The 17,095-nt window shown below is 43.8% G+C and carries 14 protein-coding genes and 1 other annotated feature; of the genes, 2 read left to right on the forward strand and 12 right to left on the reverse strand.

The genetic code is table 11. The features are described from left to right. Position 1: 1 nt before the first annotated feature. The 4 genes from ACFX4L_RS02010 to zapA form a co-directional block, all read right to left on the reverse strand. The gene (locus ACFX4L_RS02010) at positions 2–2,356 is read right to left on the reverse strand and encodes an endonuclease MutS2 (protein WP_377403749.1); all 2,355 of its coding nucleotides are present in this window, start codon (positions 2,354–2,356) and stop codon (positions 2–4) included. A gap of 35 nt (positions 2,357–2,391) precedes the next feature. Continuing rightward, positions 2,392–4,110 carry a DNA polymerase/3'-5' exonuclease PolX gene (gene polX, locus ACFX4L_RS02015; RefSeq protein WP_377403752.1) on the reverse strand — a complete coding sequence of 573 codons (1,719 nt, stop codon included), beginning with the start codon at positions 4,108–4,110 and terminating at the stop codon, positions 2,392–2,394. 211 nt (positions 4,111–4,321) lie between these two features. Continuing rightward, positions 4,322–4,867, reverse strand: a complete 546-nt coding sequence (locus ACFX4L_RS02020) for a CvpA family protein (protein WP_377403755.1) — start codon at positions 4,865–4,867, stop codon at positions 4,322–4,324. A gap of 4 nt (positions 4,868–4,871) precedes the next feature. Then, on the reverse strand, positions 4,872–5,132 hold the full coding sequence (gene zapA, locus ACFX4L_RS02025) for a cell division protein ZapA (protein ID WP_048678967.1): 261 nt from the start codon (positions 5,130–5,132) through the stop codon (positions 4,872–4,874). Positions 5,133–5,304: 172 nt separating this feature from the next. On the opposite strand from zapA, the gene rnhC reads away from it, so the two are divergent. Beyond that, positions 5,305–6,264 (forward strand): ribonuclease HIII, encoded by a 960-nt coding sequence (gene rnhC, locus ACFX4L_RS02030; protein WP_284470057.1) that lies wholly within the window; start codon positions 5,305–5,307, stop codon positions 6,262–6,264. Positions 6,265–6,527: 263 nt separating this feature from the next. Here the strand turns inward: rnhC and pheT are convergent, their stop codons facing one another. The 3 genes from pheT to ACFX4L_RS02045 all read right to left on the reverse strand — a co-directional run bounded on the left by pheT (position 6,528) and on the right by ACFX4L_RS02045 (position 11,111). Then, positions 6,528–8,942, reverse strand: a complete 2,415-nt coding sequence (pheT, locus tag ACFX4L_RS02035) for a phenylalanine--tRNA ligase subunit beta (protein ID WP_377403758.1) — start codon at positions 8,940–8,942, stop codon at positions 6,528–6,530. Between the two features lie 28 nt (positions 8,943–8,970). Beyond that, complete coding sequence (pheS, locus tag ACFX4L_RS02040; RefSeq protein WP_061464323.1) at positions 8,971–10,011, reverse strand: phenylalanine--tRNA ligase subunit alpha; 1,041 nt, start codon at positions 10,009–10,011, stop codon at positions 8,971–8,973. Between the two features lie 58 nt (positions 10,012–10,069). Next, positions 10,070–10,309: a binding site (T-box leader), on the reverse strand. Between the two features lie 43 nt (positions 10,310–10,352). After that, complete coding sequence (locus tag ACFX4L_RS02045) at positions 10,353–11,111, reverse strand: TrmH family RNA methyltransferase (RefSeq protein ID WP_377381229.1); 759 nt, start codon at positions 11,109–11,111, stop codon at positions 10,353–10,355. 122 nt (positions 11,112–11,233) lie between these two features. Between ACFX4L_RS02045 and sspI the strand changes: the two genes are divergently transcribed. Continuing rightward, positions 11,234–11,443, forward strand: coding sequence for a small acid-soluble spore protein SspI (gene sspI / locus ACFX4L_RS02050; protein ID WP_061464325.1), 210 nt, complete (start codon positions 11,234–11,236; stop codon positions 11,441–11,443). A 16-nt stretch (positions 11,444–11,459) separates the two neighbouring features. On the opposite strand, the gene ACFX4L_RS02055 is transcribed toward sspI, so the two are convergent. The 5 genes from ACFX4L_RS02055 to glcD form a co-directional block, all read right to left on the reverse strand. Then, positions 11,460–11,843, reverse strand: a complete 384-nt coding sequence (locus ACFX4L_RS02055) for a general stress protein (protein WP_089361711.1) — start codon at positions 11,841–11,843, stop codon at positions 11,460–11,462. A gap of 324 nt (positions 11,844–12,167) precedes the next feature. Next, a complete protein-coding gene (locus ACFX4L_RS02060; RefSeq protein ID WP_377403761.1) occupies positions 12,168–12,938 on the reverse strand; it encodes a general stress protein in 771 nt (256 codons plus the stop codon). Positions 12,939–13,120: 182 nt separating this feature from the next. After that, positions 13,121–14,050: a YsnF/AvaK domain-containing protein gene (locus ACFX4L_RS02065; protein ID WP_377403764.1), complete on the reverse strand. Its 930-nt coding sequence runs from the start codon at positions 14,048–14,050 to the stop codon at positions 13,121–13,123. Between the two features lie 256 nt (positions 14,051–14,306). After that, the gene (locus tag ACFX4L_RS02070) at positions 14,307–15,632 is read right to left on the reverse strand and encodes a (Fe-S)-binding protein (RefSeq protein WP_377403767.1); all 1,326 of its coding nucleotides are present in this window, start codon (positions 15,630–15,632) and stop codon (positions 14,307–14,309) included. Further along, on the reverse strand, positions 15,629–17,041 hold the full coding sequence (gene glcD / locus ACFX4L_RS02075) for a glycolate oxidase subunit GlcD (protein ID WP_377403770.1): 1,413 nt from the start codon (positions 17,039–17,041) through the stop codon (positions 15,629–15,631). Before glcD ends, ACFX4L_RS02070 begins: the two co-directional genes overlap by 4 nt. Between the last annotated feature and the right edge of the window lie 54 nt (positions 17,042–17,095).

Genomic DNA, 17,095 nt, shown 5'->3' on the forward strand with positions numbered 1-17,095 from the left:
TTTATTTAAATTCCACCACCGTAACACCTGTTCCGCCTTCACCGGCTTCACCGAAGCGAATCCTTTTGACGGAGCGGTGATTTTTCAAGTATTCCTGAACACCGGACCGGAGAGCCCCCGTTCCTTTACCATGAATGATGGAGACACTCGAATAACCGGCCAAAAGAGCATCATCAACGTACTTTTCCACTCTTGATATTGCATTTTCAAAGCGTTCGCCACGCAGGTCAAGTTCCACGCTAACGTGATAATCCCGTCCTTTTATCGTGGTAAGCGGTTTTATTTCTTTTACTTTCGTTGCCTTGATGAATTCTAGGTCAGACTCCTTCACCTTCATCTTCATGATACCGATCTGAACCTGCCATTCATTACTTGAGACCTTCTCGATCAAGTGACCTTTTTGACCAAAGCTTACGACCTTCACTTCATCTCCAGGCTTCAAGCTTTTATCCAGCGGCCTCGCCGCTTTATTTGATGTTTTTTTCAATTTTGGCGTCGCGTTTTCAAGCCGTTTTTTTGCATCGATCAGTTCATGCTCTTTAACATCGGCATGCTTTTCCAGACGCAGTTTACGCAAATCGGCAATAATCGCTTCCGCTTCTTTTTGCGCATTTTCAACGATTGCCGCTGCCTCTTTTGCAGCCTTTTCGACCATGGCATCCCGTTCTTCATGATATTCACCAATTTGCTTTTGAAGGTCTTTATGAAGAACTTCAGCCTGTTTCAGGTGATCCGCTGCTTCCCGTTCCTCTTCTTCAGCCTTCTTGCGGCTGTCTTCAAGGGAGGCTATCATATTCTCAACTTTATTCGTATCCTCACCAATATGGCTGCGGGCGCTGCTTATCACGCTTTCTTCCAAACCAAGGCGCTTGGAAATTTCAAATGCATTACTCCGTCCCGGTACACCGATCAAAAGTTTATAGGTAGGACTTAAGGTTTCCACATTAAATTCTACGCTTGCATTAATGACGCCTTCCCGATCATATCCGTACGCTTTTAATTCTGGGTAATGTGTCGTTGCAATCACACGTGCTCCGCGCTTATACACTTCATCCAAAATGGAAATGGCTAAAGCGGCACCTTCCTGAGGGTCGGTTCCCGCACCAAGCTCATCGAATAAAACAAGGCTGTCATAATCGACATTCTTTAGGATATCGACAATATTGACCATATGCGAAGAGAATGTACTTAAGCTTTGTTCAATCGACTGTTCGTCGCCAATATCGGCATAAACAGAGGAAAACACAGCCGTTTCGGAACCATCCAGCGCAGGGATTTGCAGACCGGACTGGGCCATTAAGGTACAGAGGCCAATTGTTTTCAGTGTAACCGTTTTACCTCCTGTATTGGGTCCAGTGATGACGATTGTCGTAAATTCATCACCAAGGAAAATGTCATTGGCCACGACAACATCACTCGGAATGAGCGGATGTTTCGCTTTGAATAATTTCACGCGTCCCTCATTATTCAGAATCGGTTTGGATCCTTTTATCGCTTTTGCATACTTTGCCTTGGCGACAAGGAAATCGATTTGTGCAAGCACTTTGACATTATGAAGCAATTCTGGGGTGAACGCACCGACTTTTTCCGATAATTCGACCAATATCCGTTCTATTTCCTGTGTTTCCTTCACTCGGGTTTCCTGCAGGACATTATTCAGTTGAACGATAGCTTGCGGTTCAATGAACAGCGTCTGCCCAGATGAGGATTGATCATGAATGATCCCTCCATACACACTGCGGTATTCCTGTTTTACCGGGATCACAAAACGGTCATTCCTGATGGTGATGATGGCATCCGATAACATTTTTGATGAGTTGGAAGAACGGATCATGCTTTCTAGTTTTTCCCTGACACGGCTTTCGTTCGTCCGAATCTGGTTTCTTAGGGTACGAAGCTTATCGCTGGCAGAATCCATCACTTCGCCATGTTCACTTACTGCATACGTAATTTCCTGTTGCAAATCAATCAATGGATGAAGAGAATCGATATATTCCGCTAAAAGCGGAACATCAATTTCCTGCTCTGCGAGTTCATCGAAGAAACGGCTGAGGATCCTGCCGGCACGAATCGTACTTGCAAGTTCCATCAATTCCATCGGCGAGAGCATTCCGCCAATCTGTGCCCTTTTTGCATGTGGACGGATATCAAAAATCCCGCCCAACGGCAAGTTACCTTTCAGCCGGACGATCTTGGCTGACTCATCTGTTTCTTCCTGCCATCTCGACACCTCTTCAAAATCAGTGGAAGGCATCAATTGCTGTGCCTTCTCTTTTCCTATGGAAGAGGATGCGTGTGAGATTAATTGTTCTTTTATTTTATGAAATTCCAATGTCTTTAAAGCTTTATTATGCATGGAGTTAAAGCTCCTCCTTATTTATGGGCAAATAGTTAATCATTTCTCTTTAAAAACGCCAATAATCCATCCGTATCCCTTGCATTAAGAACCGTTGATTCTTTAATCCAGCCTTTTTTGGCTGATGAGACCCCAACAGGCATATGTTCAAGCATGTCGATGCTGTGGGCATCCGTATTGATCACGATCGGAACGCCTGCTTCCTGTGCCTTGCGCAGATGGGGAGGCGCCAAATCCAATCGGTTCGGATTCGCATTCAATTCCAATGCGGTATTCGTCTCGCGTGCCAGTTCGATCAGCATCTCTATATCAACATCATATCCGGTGCGTCTGCCGATAATCCTTCCCGTTGGGTGGGCGATGATATCGACATGCGGATTATTCAGAGCCGTTTTTAAGCGCTCCATGATCGTTTCCCTAGGCTGTGAAAAGCTTGAGTGAATCGATGCGATCACCAAATCCAGCTCCGCAAGCAGTTCATCGTCATAATCAAGTGTCCCATCAGGGAGTATATCCATTTCAATCCCTGAAAGAACGGTAAAGTCATCATATTTTTCATTCAGTTCATGGATGATTCGTTTTTGTTCACGTAAACGCTCCACGGTCAAGCCATTCGCCACTTTCAAATATTGCGAATGATCGGTGATGGCCATATAGCGATAACCTTTTGCACGGCATGCTTCAATCATTTCTTCAATCGTATGAGCCCCATCACTCCATGTGGTATGCATGTGCAGGTCACCTTTGATGGCCTCTATAGATATGAGAGATTCCTTAGCATCATATTGCTCCACTTCCGTTCCGTCTTCACGCAGCTCTGGGGGAATGAATGGAAGGCCAAAATGATTATAAAATTGTTCTTCCGTTTCAAACGTCAATACATCACCGGTTTCAACCACCTCCACACCATATTCGCTGATTTTCTCTCCGCGATCTTTAGCCAGCTGGCGCATCCGCACATTGTGATCTTTCGAACCGGTAAAATGATGGAGCGTCGTGATGAATTCCTTATCCTTCACAATTCGGAAATCGACAGAAATATCATATTCATAATCAAGCACGACCGATACTTTTGTATCACCGGCTGCAATCACTTGTTTTATGCCCGTTAAAGCAAGCAGTTGATTCTTGACTTCATCGGGATGATCTGTCGAGATGATGAAATCGAGGTCCTTGATCGTTTCCCTCATACGCCGGATGCTGCCGGCTCTGGATGATCGTATGATGCCTTCCATGTTCGCTAGGGCCGTTTCAATAACATCCGCAATCGGCCTCATGAAGGCAAGGGGCAGCCGTTCAGGCCTTGAACCTGCCTCGGCAATTGCAGACAGGATCTTCTCTTCCGTTTTTTTGCCGAAACCGGCAAGCGCCGCGACCCTGCCCTCTTCACAGGCGATTTTAAGATCATTCACATCATTGACATGCAGCTCTTTATGAAGTTTGGCAATTTTCTTCCCGCCCAAACCCTGAAGCTGCAAGAGCGGAATCAACCCTTTCGGCACCTGCTCCTGCAGCTCTTCAAGTACGGTCGATTTCCCCTCATTTATATACTCTTCGATGACAGATGCCGTTCCTTTCCCGATTCCATTTAAAGCGGTAAAGTCTTCGATAGCAGTAAGGCTCCGATCATCCGTTTCCAAGGCGCCTGCTGCCTTTCGGAAAGCTGAAACCTTGAACGGGTTCTCTCCTTTTAATTCCATATATATTGCGATTTTTTCTAATAATTTAATGATATCTTTTTTATTAATTGTCATTTAATTCACCGCCGAAAAAATTAGTAGGGTGTCCCATGTTTACTTTCTTAAAGATACCTTTCTTGGAGGTAAAGTACAAGCAGTCCGATTCTTAACTTTCGAACCAAATTGGAGGGAGATAACATTCAACTACATAAAAAGGGGCCTCCCCCGTTCAAAGTATAGGAATCTAGGACTTTGAGAAAGGGAGGCAGGCCCTCGTATATTGACATTAAGATTGTTTTAATTCATTAAACCAAAGGTCTTTCACTTGCTCGGACAGGAACGGCGTATGTTTCACGATCGTTTCTGCCAGAAAAGATTCCGTTAATGGTTTCTGGATGGAATCCATTGGCAGCATGGCAGCTATATATAATATAATAAACATGATAAGATAGACTTCGAGAAAACCCAATATCCCTCCACCCCAGCGATTCACCTGTTTTAAAATCGGAAGATGGGTAATGAAATTGAGCATAGATCCTATCATTTGCCAAAGAATCTTGGCAGCAAAGAAAATGATCGCAAAGGCAATCGCATTGTAATACGCCGTTTCAAGCCCGACTGTATCGAAAAACATATTAAGGGTCGAGGAATCACTCATCGTTGGAAACGGGATCCACAATTTCAAATTGGGAGCAAGATCTCCGTAAAATACATATGCGACGATGAAGGCTACTATAAACCCTGTCATATGAACCATTTGTAAAATGAAGCCACGCTTTAAACCGATTAATAAACCGATTAAAAGAATGGCCAGAATTGCTAAATCAAGCATGTACTCAGTCCTTCTCTCTCTTTAATTCCAGTTGAAGCTGGTCTAGTTCATCTTTTAATTTAATATATTCGTGGATGGTATTCACGGCCGTTAGTACCGCTAGCTTACTTGTATCCAAATATGGATTTTTCATCCTGATCTCTCTCATTTTTTCGTCAACCATCGAAGCGACCAGGCGCATATGACTTGCGCTTTCTGTACCGACGATTGTGTATGGTTGACCGTATATATCAACTGTTGTTTTATTTCGTTTATCGTCTGACAAAATGATGCCCCCAATCTAAACAATCCTAATTCTATCATATCATGAAGTTTTTCGTCACGAAAGATAGTACAGCGTCATTTCTCGCATAAAAACTGCAATAATTTGTCAGATGAAAACGACTCTAGGATGAAAATTACCTGAAAAATAAAATGATGTTAGGAGTTTACCCATTATGTCCCATGTTGTTTTACTTATCAGCCCTGAACAAATAAAGGTGATGAAATCCCATTATTCTTCATCCTTAGCCGCCAAACTGCCGCCAGGGAGCATCTTTTCCGCCAAACCGCCGTTATGTACGGTGACCGCCTATAAATCCGGCAAAGTACTCTTTCAAGGTAAGAATGCCGAAATAGAAGCGGTAAAATGGCAACAAGGTACCACCGCTGCGGCTCCAAAGAAAAAATCGGCATCATCCTCATCAGTCAACGTTCATCGATATTCACCACCTGCAAATATCGGAACCATGTCAGTGATTGGTTCCGATGAAGTAGGAACAGGAGATTATTTCGGCCCGATCACCGTTGTAGCCGTATATGCAAAAAAGGAGCAACTCGCCCTATTGAAGGAACTTGGTGTCCAGGATTCCAAAAACCTGAAAGATCCACAGATTATCGAAATTGCCAAACAGATTAAGGATGTTGTGCCATTCAGTCTGCTCACATGCGACAACCCGAAATATAATACGCTGCAGGCAAAGGGAATGTCACAAGGAAAAATGAAGGCCCTCCTCCATAACCAAGCAATCAAGCATCTCATGCAAAAAATGCACCCGGAACAAGCGGAAGCGGTCCTTATTGATCAATTCGCTCAACCAGATGTATTTTTCAATTACCTAAAAGGCCAAGAACTATTTCAAGCTAATGCCACCTATTTATGCACAAAAGCGGAAGGCATACACCTAGGAGTGGCAGCCGCTTCCATCCTGGCCCGATATGCATTCGTCAAACGCTTTGATTTGCTGAGTGAAAAAGCCGGATTCAAAATCCCTAAAGGTGCCGGCTTTGCAGTCGATGAAGCAGCTGCAAGATTGATTCATGAAAAGGGAATCGATTCATTGAACGAATTCACGAAAATCCACTTCGCCAATACAGAAAAAGCGAAGCGATTATATCAACAAAAATACCATAAGTAAGGGAACAGCCGCTTTTTTATTGATGAAAAACACGTTTTACTCGTGAATTCACACGCTTTACTCGTGAATTCACACGCTTTACTCGTGAGTTCACACACTTTACTCGTGAATTTACACGCTTTACTCGTGAATTTACACGCTTTACTCGTGAATTTACACCATTTACTCGTGAGTTCACACACTTTACTCGTGAATTTACACGCTTTACTCGTGAGTTCATAAAAAGACAGCTTCCCAAGATTCAGGGAGCTGTCTTTTTGGTTTTATCCTCTAAGTTCTGCGCCAGCTTTTTCTTTAACGGCTTCAAGCACTTTTTCATGTGCTTTTGTAATATCTTCGTCCGTTAGCGTCCGTTCCGGGTCGAAGTATTTCAGTGAGTAGGCAATGGATTTCTTGCCTTCCTCCATTCTTTCACCTTCGTATAAGTCGAAGATGCTTACTTCTTTCAGCAGTTTGCCACCGGCTTCTTCAATAATATTCTGAATGTCCCCGGCTTTCGTAGCTTGATCCACAACGAGCGCGATATCGCGTGTAGTTGATGGATAGCGCGGAATGGTTTGGTATGCAATCGGCGCGACTTCGGCTTCGGCCAATGCTTTTAAGGAAAGTTCGAAAATGTATGTTTCTTTAATATCCAAGTCTTTTTGGACAGTTGGGTGCACTTGGCCGATAAAGCCAATCACATCACCATTCAACAGTACTTCTGCTGTCCGTCCTGGATGCATGTCGTTAATTTCCGCTTGGCGATAACTGATTTGATCAGCTAATCCCAGTGTATCGAATAATGCTTCGATCACGCCTTTGGCTACAAAGAAATCCACTGGTTTTTTTTCACCTTGCCATAGATGCGACTCCCATAGGCCAGTGATGGCTCCAGCAATATGTTCTTTTTCTTCAGGCAGTTCTTGTTCGTCCTGCTTAAAGAATACCGAACCGATTTCATACAGTGCCAGTGAATCAATTTGGCGGGCATTGTTATATTTCACGACTTCCAGCAATTGAGGTACGATGCTCAAACGCAATTGGCTTCGTTCTTCACTCATCGGCATTGCTAAACGAATGGATTCTCTTGCTACCAATGCGAATTGGGACGCTTTTTCTTGGCTTGTAAGTGAATAGGTCACCGCTTGATAAAGGCCTGCTCCTTCAAGGGTACGACGTGCTTTCCGCCGTTTAATTTGATAGTCAGTCAATTGGCCTGGAGTAGCAGAACCGATCGGCAGCGTAGCTGGAATGTTATCATATCCGTATAAACGTGCAGCCTCTTCAACTAAATCAGCTTCAATCGTAATATCGCCACGGCGCGTAGGGACAGTGATTGTGAACGTTTCATTGTCAAGTTCCACGCCGAATTGCAGGCGTTTGAAGATCGACTCCACTTCAGTTACGCTCATGCTTGTTCCAAGAAGTGTGTTGATTTTTTCCAGTGTGATGCTAATGACCGCTGGTTCCATTGTCAATTCGTCAACTTCAGCCGTTCCTTGTAAGACTGTTCCGCCAGCATATTGTGCAATCAACTGTGCGGCACGTTCTCCAGCTTCACGAACACGGGCCGGATCGACGCCTTTTTCAAAACGGGCACTTGCTTCACTGCGCAAGCCGTGGTCTTTTGAAGCTTTACGAACTACTGTACCTGCAAAATATGCACTTTCAATAATGATGTTCGTTGTATCATTTTTCACTTCGGAATCCGCTCCGCCCATCACACCAGCAATCGCAACAGGCTCGCTGCCATTTGTGATCACTAAATGGTCAGGCGTCAAAGTCCGTTCCGCTTCATCCAATGTTACGATTTTTTCAGCATCCTTCGCTCTGCGGATGACGATTTCCTTTGAACCAAAGCGGTCATAATCAAAGGCATGTAGCGGTTGACCATATTCAAGTAAAATGTAGTTCGTGATATCGACCACATTATTATGAGGTCGGATACCTGCAGACATTAACCGAGTCTGCATCCAAAGCGGTGAGGGGCCGACCTTAACATCTTTGATGATTTTAGCAATGTATATCGGGTTATCTTCTTTCGCTTCCACTTTGACACTGATATTATCAGATGCTTTTTCAGCTGCCTCTTCTTTCTCGACAACCGGCCATTTCACTTCCCGGCCTAGGATGGCACCCACTTCGTATGCAACACCAAGCATACTCAATGCGTCAGAACGATTTGGAGTCAGCCCAAGTTCCAGCACTTCATCACTTAAACTAAGTTCTTCCAATGCATCTTTCCCTACTTCCACATCATTAGGGAAGACGAAGATACCTGTTGCATAGTCCTTTGACACAAGCTTGGATTCGAAGCCCAATTCTTGAAGCGAGCAAATCATCCCGTGCGATTCTTCTCCGCGAAGTTTCGCTTTTTTGATTTTGAAATTACCTGGAAGGACTGCGCCAACGGTAGCGACTGCGACTTTTTGGCCTTTATCGACATTCGGTGCTCCACAGATGATCTGAACGGGATTTTCGGCACCGATATCAACTTGGCATTTATTCAATTTATCCGCATTTGGATGCTGTTCACGTTCAATGACATGCCCGATGACGACTCCTTTAAGCCCTTCACTCTTCTTTTCTACCCCTTCAACCTCAATGCCGCTTTTCGTGATTTTGTCAGCTAGTTCCGTCGCATTGATGCCTGAAAGGTCAACATAATCTTGTAACCATTTATATGACACAAACATGGTAGGTCCTCCTTTTTAAAATAAAAATTTATGCTTCGTGATGGTTGAATTGTTTTAAGAATCGGACATCATTCGTATAGAAGTGACGGATATCATCCACACCGTATTTCAACATGGCAATCCGTTCCACGCCAATTCCAAATGCGAATCCCGAGTATTTCTTGGAATCGAAGCCAGCCATTTCAAGGACGTTCGGATGAACGATCCCGCCGCCAAGCACTTCGATCCAGCCTGTTTGTTTACAAACGCTGCAGCCTTTACCACCACAGATTTTACAAGAAATATCCACTTCGACAGAAGGCTCCGTAAATGGGAAGAAACTTGGACGAAGTCGGATTTCACGGTCTTGCCCAAATACTTTTTTCGCAAATACATCAAGCGTCCCTTTCAGGTCGCTCATGCTGATGTTCTCATCGATGACCAAGCCCTCAATTTGCTGGAATTGATGGGAGTGTGTCGCATCATCGTTATCACGGCGATATACTTTTCCTGGGCAGATGATTTTAACAGGACCTTGACCTTTATGTTTTTCCATCGTTCTAGCTTGAACAGGTGAAGTGTGCGTACGCATCAGGATTTCATCCGTGATATAGAATGAGTCCTGCATATCACGTGCCGGATGGCTTTTTGGCAAGTTAAGTGCCTCGAAGTTGTAGTAGTCGCTTTCAACTTCGGGACCTTCTGCAACGGTATAACCCATTCCGATGAATAAGTCTTCGATTTCTTCCACGACACGTGTTAATGGGTGAAGATTCCCCTTGTTAACCGGACGTCCTGGGAGTGTGACGTCAATCGTTTCAGTTGCCAGCTTTGCATTGATTGCCGCAGTTTCAAGTGCTTTTTGTTTCTCCTCGATCTTTGTTGCAATCGCTTCCCGAACATCATTGGCTAGTGCCCCAATCTTCGGACGTTCTTCGGCTGATAATTTACCCATGCCGCGCAATACCTCAGTGATTGGCCCTTTTTTCCCTAAATAAGCAACACGGACTTCATTCAGTTCTTTTAATTCGGAAGCGGCGGCAACTTTTTGCAACGCTTCTTCCTGCAGTTCTAGTAAACGTTCCTGCATCATGTCTTCCTCCTTTATTTTCCTGTTGTAAAAATGAACACAAAAAAAACCCAATCCCTAAAGGGACGAGGTCTATGTATCGCGGTACCACCCTTATTAGTGCACGAACAAATAAACTTCTGCACTCACTTCATTAAAAATAACGGCTCTTCACCGGAACATTTTTCGGACAATCTGTCTTCCCAATGCCAACTCGAAAGGTGAATTCCCTTAAGGTGCCATAAAAATGCTTTCAGTCAAGGCATTTTTTCCCTGGATATGGATAACTTAAGCTACTACTCTTTGTCATCGTTGTTTCAATATAAAATTCTGTTTTATTATATTATAATTCCACGGCCGTTTCAAATCGATTTTCGTAAATGGTACATTAAAATCCCGGCAGCGATCCCCACATTCAGTGATTCGCTTTTTCCGTAGATGGGGATATAAAGGTTTTTAGTCGTTTTATTTAGTAATTCCTTAGACACTCCTTGACCTTCATTGCCGACCAGCAGGGCAAAACGAGAAGACTTTTCCACTTCTTCAAATGGGGATGCGCCTTCCAATGCCGTGCCATAAACAGGTGTGCCGATTTGCTTCAGCTCATCGATGATCTCTGAAAGGTTCCCTTTAATGACAGGCATATGGAATAGGCTCCCTTGCGTCGAACGGACCACTTTGGGATTATACAAGTCGGCACATCCTTCTCCAAGAATGACCGCATCGATTCCTGCCGCATCCGCTGTCCTGATCATCGTTCCAATATTCCCCGGATCTTGTACGGCATCGATCAACAATAGTTTATCCGGATTAATGGACGTCATGTTCGTTAATTTCTGTTCACAAACCGCTGCAATTCCCTGTGGGGCTTCGGTATCGCAAATCGCTTTCATAATATCACTTTTCACATAAATGACTTCTGTTCCTTCCAGCTTAAAATGGCCAGGCATTTCAGTTTCTTCATTTACGATCACTTCCAGGACGATTTCTTCTTTTAAGGCTTCTTCAACTAGGTGAAAACCCTCGACTAAATATTTGCCTGTTTTATCGCGTTCTTTTTTCGTCAATAGCTTTTTCCATTGCTTCACTTGCGGGTTTTTTATGGATTCAATATATTTCAAGGGTAAACGCTCCTTTAACTTCACACTGATTTTCCTATTATAACGCAATTCACATACATATTGCATGCCAGTTTGTGAAATGCTATTAATGTCAGTCATTATGTGTTAGAGGAGGAATAATTGTGAATTTAAACCTACGTAATGCGATCATCCAAAATGTATCTGGAAATTCGCAAGATCAGCTAGAAGACACGATTGTCGATGCAATACAGAATGGTGAGGAAAAAATGCTTCCTGGATTGGGAGTATTATTCGAGGTCATCTGGCAAAATTCATCTGAACAGGAAAAACAGGAAATGATCACTGCCCTTGAAGCAGGATTAAAAAAATAACAGCCTTCAAAGGCTGTTATTTTTTTGATTTCGCTTTGCCGGCTTTCAGTTCTTCGATGGAGACTTCCTCATCAAGCAGCAAGATGAACTTTTTTCCGCTCACTTCTTCAAGCATCGTTTTTGTCTCAGCAAAAGAGTAGCCGTATTTCGTGAAAAAGCTGCGTAAATCTCCAGATCCTTCATCTGTGAAGTAGTGGAAGATTCTCAAAAAAAAAGTGTCCTCCTTATCCTGATTGGCGATGATCAGTATATCCGTATGTTCATTTCCAAGCTGCACATCGTTTTTTATATCAGCTGCTACTGTCATTTGGTTGCCAGTCACGCCTTTAGCTTTTAAGTCCTGAATTGCAGCAAGTAGTTCCGGATTAGAGTCAAAAACACCATATACGTTTTTTTCCATGTTTCTCCCCCTCCTGTTACTCTACTTAAAATAAAATTCCTATGTCATTATACCTTGCGGCTTTATCAATAAACAAGCAAATAGTCCATTGGGGATTCCTAACTAATGAACGAGGAAACCCCTTGCCTAAAGGGTTTTTTCGCAATCCTAAAAAATTGCAGCCTTGTGAAGGCTGTAAACAATTTGAACGTTGCCTCCAGGCACTCGCTTTTCCCGCAGGAGTCTCACACACCCGTTCCAATCAACTTTGTTTTGAAATTTAGATAGAACCCCTTTTGTCTTCAAACTGAAATAACAGCCTTGCGCAGGCTGTTATTTCGGGTCTTACAGATTATCTGTGTTAATTCGATTTTTGATGTATTCATCCATCAAGCCTTTCTCCTGCTGCCCGGTCCGATCCAGTGCTCCTTGAGCATCCAAAGCTTTTTTACCGTCTGCATTGGGGTCGCTTGCTAATTTCCCTAAATGATCCCCTGGCTTTTGCTCCTTATATTTTCCGATGGAGTTCCCACTGATTTCCCTTTCTTGGGCTTGCTTCATATCAAACTCTTCCTTTACAAAGATGTTAGCAGAATTGCCGTGGAGTTCCTCGCTTCTTCCTGGCTGTGCTTCTACTTCCCTTGTTTGATAGGCATTCGCTGTTGTTTCAGGAAAAAGGTTCGGGTCCGGATTGTTCACCACCCCTGTTTTAAGCGGATTCACTTCAGATAATCCGTCCGCATCCTTCATGCCTTTTAAAGTTACGCCATCTCGTTGTGATACGGTTTTCGATTCATCTAAAAGAATCAGGAATTTTCCGGCCTCCACTTCATTTATATAAGCGGTGGCTTCACTATCGGAAAGCCCTAAGTCACCTAATCGGTTCCTTATATCTTCTGAACCCTCGTTCAGGAAAAAGTGCTTCATCTTATCAATGAAGGAATCCTCATTAGAGTTCGTAACGACATCCACATCCGCATTGAAAAAATCCAAATCTTCTTTCTTATCAGCCATTACAGTTATTTCACTTTCATGAACCCCTTTTTCCTGGAGGGATTGTATAGCCTGGATTACTTCTTTTTCCGTATTAAAAACACCATATAATGTTTTTTCCATGCATCTTCCTCCTCTGATCATTCCGATCTTCCTTCTTATTTGTATTTATACCCTGATGGGCGTTATTTAAACAAAAAATGGCTCATTCAAAGGTTTGCCTCCCCCAAGTTCGAACCTTTAGCCAGGCTTTAAAATCAAAAAGAAACCTGCAGTTTAAAAACTGCAGGCCCTTTCCTTAACTCTTAGAAGCGGTCGATTTTTCGTTCAGTTGCCTTTTTTTCATTTACGATCGATTCATCTGTACTATCAAGCTGGATATCTTCCTTTTTAAGGGTATCCTGAACTTGTTCCGTTTCTTGTACGGCATGTTTCTTGATGACGATTTCATCTGTGACAACCGGTTTTTTCGAAACTTCCAGTTTTTCTTCAACAACGGGGATACGTAATGTTTCCCCATCTCCAATGCTTCCAGTTTCCTGATTCGCTTCACGTCCTGAAACTGATCTATGCTCGACTGTCAATTCTTCGTGTTCAACAGGGACATTAAACGTTTTATGCTGTTCATTGATTTCTTTATTAATGACCACTTCGCCTGTCTGAACTCTTTCTTTGTCAATGTTCAGCTGTTCTTCCCTGAGTCGAAGCGTCCTTTCATCTTCAGGCAATTCACGGCCTTGCCCGTTCACTCCATATACATCTTCTTTATTTAATGCATCGGCTTTTTCGGTACCGTTGTAAAGAGGGTTGGCAGAGTTTGTATCCAGCCTTGTACGGGCAGTGTCCGTTGTTCCAGTCGTGAATTTATCCCTTGCCGTTCCAAGGTGGCCTTCACTTTCATCGACAAGAACCAGGACTTTTCCGTTTTCTACATCAAAGACATGTTCAGCCGCTTCACTATTCGAAAGACCTGCGTTAGCCAATCTTGTTGAAAGGTCTGCCGTATCTTCCGGCATGAAGAAGCGTGCCACCTTGTCCATAAATGATTCGTCGTTAGGAACATTCGTCATTGTATGAAAATCAGTTTCGCGTTGATGGTTCGTAAAATCCAATGTTTCTGCCTTGTCTGCGACGACCGTAATATCGTCACCTTCAAACCCCTTGGCCTTTAGTACATTGATTGCTTGGATCACTTCTGCATTTGATTCATATACTCCATATACTGTTTTATTCATTTAATATTCCTCCTTAGGTTTTGTTGACTGGTTTAGTGGATGCTATATATAAACTCTACCCGCCATATACCTAAGTAAACGAGAAATCAATATTTCATTTATGTTATATCATTTACATTTTGTTCTCAGCACAGAACATTTTTCCAAATGAAATCCAGGTTTTACAAGGGGTTCCCCATTTTTTAAAATGTAATGTTTAACCAAATTCTGCCATGTCACTATTTTCATATACCACTTTGAAAGCTTTTTTCTTCTATTATAGATCAACTGCCTCCATAAGCAGGTCCACAATATGGACCGCTTTCGTACATGCCCCCAAATTTTCCCTCTCGATCCCCAATTGCATTTGTAACAGACAGCCAGGGTTTGCCGTGACAACAATATCGGCTTTTGTCGATTTAGCGTGCACCATTTTAGAGTCGAGAATATTCATGGACATCTCTGATTCAACAATATTATAAATCCCTGCCGAGCCGCAGCAGCGATCCGCATCCTTCATTTCCCTGAAATCGATTCCTTCTATCGATTGAAGGAGAATTCGCGGAGCCAAAGAGGTATTCATCACATTCCGTAAGTGACAGGAATCCTGAAAAGTTACTGATTGATCTGGCAGTCTCAGTCGAACTTTTTCCTGAAAACGCAAATCAACAAGGATCTCGCTGATATCTTTCAGCTTATTTTTAAATGCGATTGCCCGGTCATGCCATTCCGGTTCATCTTGGAGCAAATGATCATAATCTATGAGAAAAGCTCCACAGCCGCCGGCATTCGTAATAACATAATCCACTTCGTCCGTTTCAAAAGCTTCAATATTACGCTTGGCCAGTTGCTTTGCCCCTTCTTTTTCACCACTGTGCCCATGCAGCGCCCCGCAACAGGCCTGTGATTTCGGAATCACGATTTCACAGCCAGCCAGCTGAAGAAGCTTTAGTGTGGCCTTGTTCGTTTCCAAAAACATCGTATCCATCAAACAGCCGGAAAAGAAAGCCACCTTTTTGAGTGCAGTTCCGATTGCAGGCAGCTCAGTTGGCCTATTTTTCATCGCTGATTTTTTCGGGACTTTTGGCAGCACCTTTTCCATGGTTGCCAAATTATCTGGGAGCATATTTAGGACCCCCATTTTACGAGCCAGGTATTGCAGGCCTGATCTCTGATAGAAGCCAAGCAATCCCGTCATGGCTTGCATTCGCTCCTGATGCGGGAATAATCCACTAAAAACGGCCTTGCGAATCGTTTTTACAGGGAGACTGTGTTTTTTATTCTGATGGATGATATCCCTTGCTTCTTCAAGAAGATGTCCATATTTCACACCAGATGGACAGACAGGCTCACAAGCCCTGCAGCCGAGGCAAAGACTCAAAGAACGCTCTACATCCCTATCCGGCCCAATCACACCATCCGCCACCGCTTTCATAATTGCAATCCTGCCCCTTGGTGAATGGGATTCCTTCAACCCCGATTCAATGTATGTCGGACAATGGGGTAAGCAAAAGCCGCAGCGCATGCAATTCAACAATTCATCTTCATCCATTTTTTCCGCGAATTGAATGGCAATGGTCTCCCTTTCCTGAGCCGTCGTCATGAAGATACCACCACCCTTTTCCTGCTTTCCTTGGCAAATACTTTACCGGGATTCATGATGTTATTGGGATCGAAAGCTTGTTTAATCACTCTCATGGCGGCAATCCCTTCTTTCTTCAGCTTCCATTCCAGATAAGGTGCCTTCATCGCTCCCACACCATGTTCACCGGTGATCGTCCCGCCAAGGTCGATAGCCACGGCAAAAATGTCGGCAAAAGCTTGCTCCACTCTCTCCATTTCATCATGATCACGAGCGTCGGTAATGCACGTTGGATGCAGGTTCCCATCCCCAGCATGACCGAAAGTGCAAATGTTCACGTTATGCTTGCTGGCAATTTCATTAATTGCTCTAACCATTTTGGCAATTTCCGACCGGGGAACGGTAGCATCTTCCAAAATGGTCGTCGGCTTGAGGCGTGCCAGTGCGGAAAGGGCTGTCCGTCTTGCGGTCTTCAAGGCAACAGCGTCAGATTCCGTTTCGGCAATTTCCACGGAAACCGCCTTTTCCTCTAGACAGATATCGGCCATCCTTTTCATATCACGTTCCACCACTTCAGGCGGACCATCCTGTTCAATCAGCAGGACGGCTTCCACATTGGTGGGCAAACCGATTTTCGCGAAGTCTTCAACCACGATCAAAGTCGGCCGATCAAGAAATTCCAATGTAACAGGAATGATTTTATTGGAAATGATCTTGGCCACTGACTCGGCTGCAGCATCCAGATCTTGATATAAGGCAAGCATGGTCTTTGTCGTTTCCGGCATTGGGATCAGCTTTAAGATCGCTTCCGTAACGATGCCCAAGGTCCCCTCTGAGCCAACAAAAAGCTTCGTTAAATCATATCCAGCTACATCTTTGGCAAGCTTGCCCCCTGTTCGAATGATGTCCCCATTCGGAAGGACCACTTCAAGCCCGATGACATAATCACGGGTGACTCCGTACTTTAACCCTCGCAGTCCACCAGAGTTCTCATTAATGTTGCCGCCAATCGTGGAGATTTTCATCGAGCTTGGATCGGGCGGATAAAACAAGCCCCTCTCTTCAACTGCAGAAATCAAGTCCAATGTGATGAGCCCAGGTTGTACGGTTGCCGTTAGGTTTTCTCCATCTATTTCAAGTAATGAATTCATCCGATTGAACAATAGGACAAGCCCCCCCTCTGTCGGGCAGGTGCCTCCGCTCAAATTCGTCCCAGATCCGCGTGGGATGATTGGAACACTGTATTCGTTGCAAACTTTGACGATGGCTGCGACTTCAGCTGTGCAGCCCGGTTTAATGACAGCATCCGGCATCGCTTGAAACCCTGGCGTTGCATCATATGAATAGACAAGGCATTCCACTTTCGAGTCATCGTAATTTTCCTGGCCAACGATGTCAAGAAGTAGATGCTTAACCTGCTTTGTTAACATGTATATCCCCCTCATAAATAAAATGGAATTCAATATTTTTATATGATTTAAGTA

It is taken from the genome of Peribacillus sp. YIM B13482 (assembly GCF_042787975.1).
Taxonomy (GTDB): Bacteria; Bacillota; Bacilli; order Bacillales; family DSM-1321; genus Peribacillus; species Peribacillus simplex_A.

Coding starts and splice junctions, on each gene's coding strand:
- ACFX4L_RS02010 (WP_377403749.1), bottom strand. CDS start 2,356: ATGCATAATAAAGCTTTAAAGACATTGGAATTTCATAAAATAAAAGAA.
- polX (WP_377403752.1), bottom strand. CDS start 4,110: ATGACAATTAATAAAAAAGATATCATTAAATTATTAGAAAAAATCGCA.
- ACFX4L_RS02020 (WP_377403755.1), bottom strand. CDS start 4,867: ATGCTTGATTTAGCAATTCTGGCCATTCTTTTAATCGGTTTATTAATC.
- rnhC (WP_284470057.1), top strand. CDS start 5,305: ATGTCCCATGTTGTTTTACTTATCAGCCCTGAACAAATAAAGGTGATG.
- pheT (WP_377403758.1), bottom strand. CDS start 8,942: ATGTTTGTGTCATATAAATGGTTACAAGATTATGTTGACCTTTCAGGC.
- pheS (WP_061464323.1), bottom strand. CDS start 10,011: ATGCAGGAACGTTTACTAGAACTGCAGGAAGAAGCGTTGCAAAAAGTT.
- ACFX4L_RS02055 (WP_089361711.1), bottom strand. CDS start 11,843: ATGGAAAAAAACGTATATGGTGTTTTTGACTCTAATCCGGAACTACTT.
- ACFX4L_RS02060 (WP_377403761.1), bottom strand. CDS start 12,938: ATGGAAAAAACATTATATGGTGTTTTTAATACGGAAAAAGAAGTAATC.
- ACFX4L_RS02065 (WP_377403764.1), bottom strand. CDS start 14,050: ATGAATAAAACAGTATATGGAGTATATGAATCAAATGCAGAAGTGATC.
- ACFX4L_RS02070 (WP_377403767.1), bottom strand. CDS start 15,632: ATGACGACGGCTCAGGAAAGGGAGACCATTGCCATTCAATTCGCGGAA.
- glcD (WP_377403770.1), bottom strand. CDS start 17,041: ATGTTAACAAAGCAGGTTAAGCATCTACTTCTTGACATCGTTGGCCAG.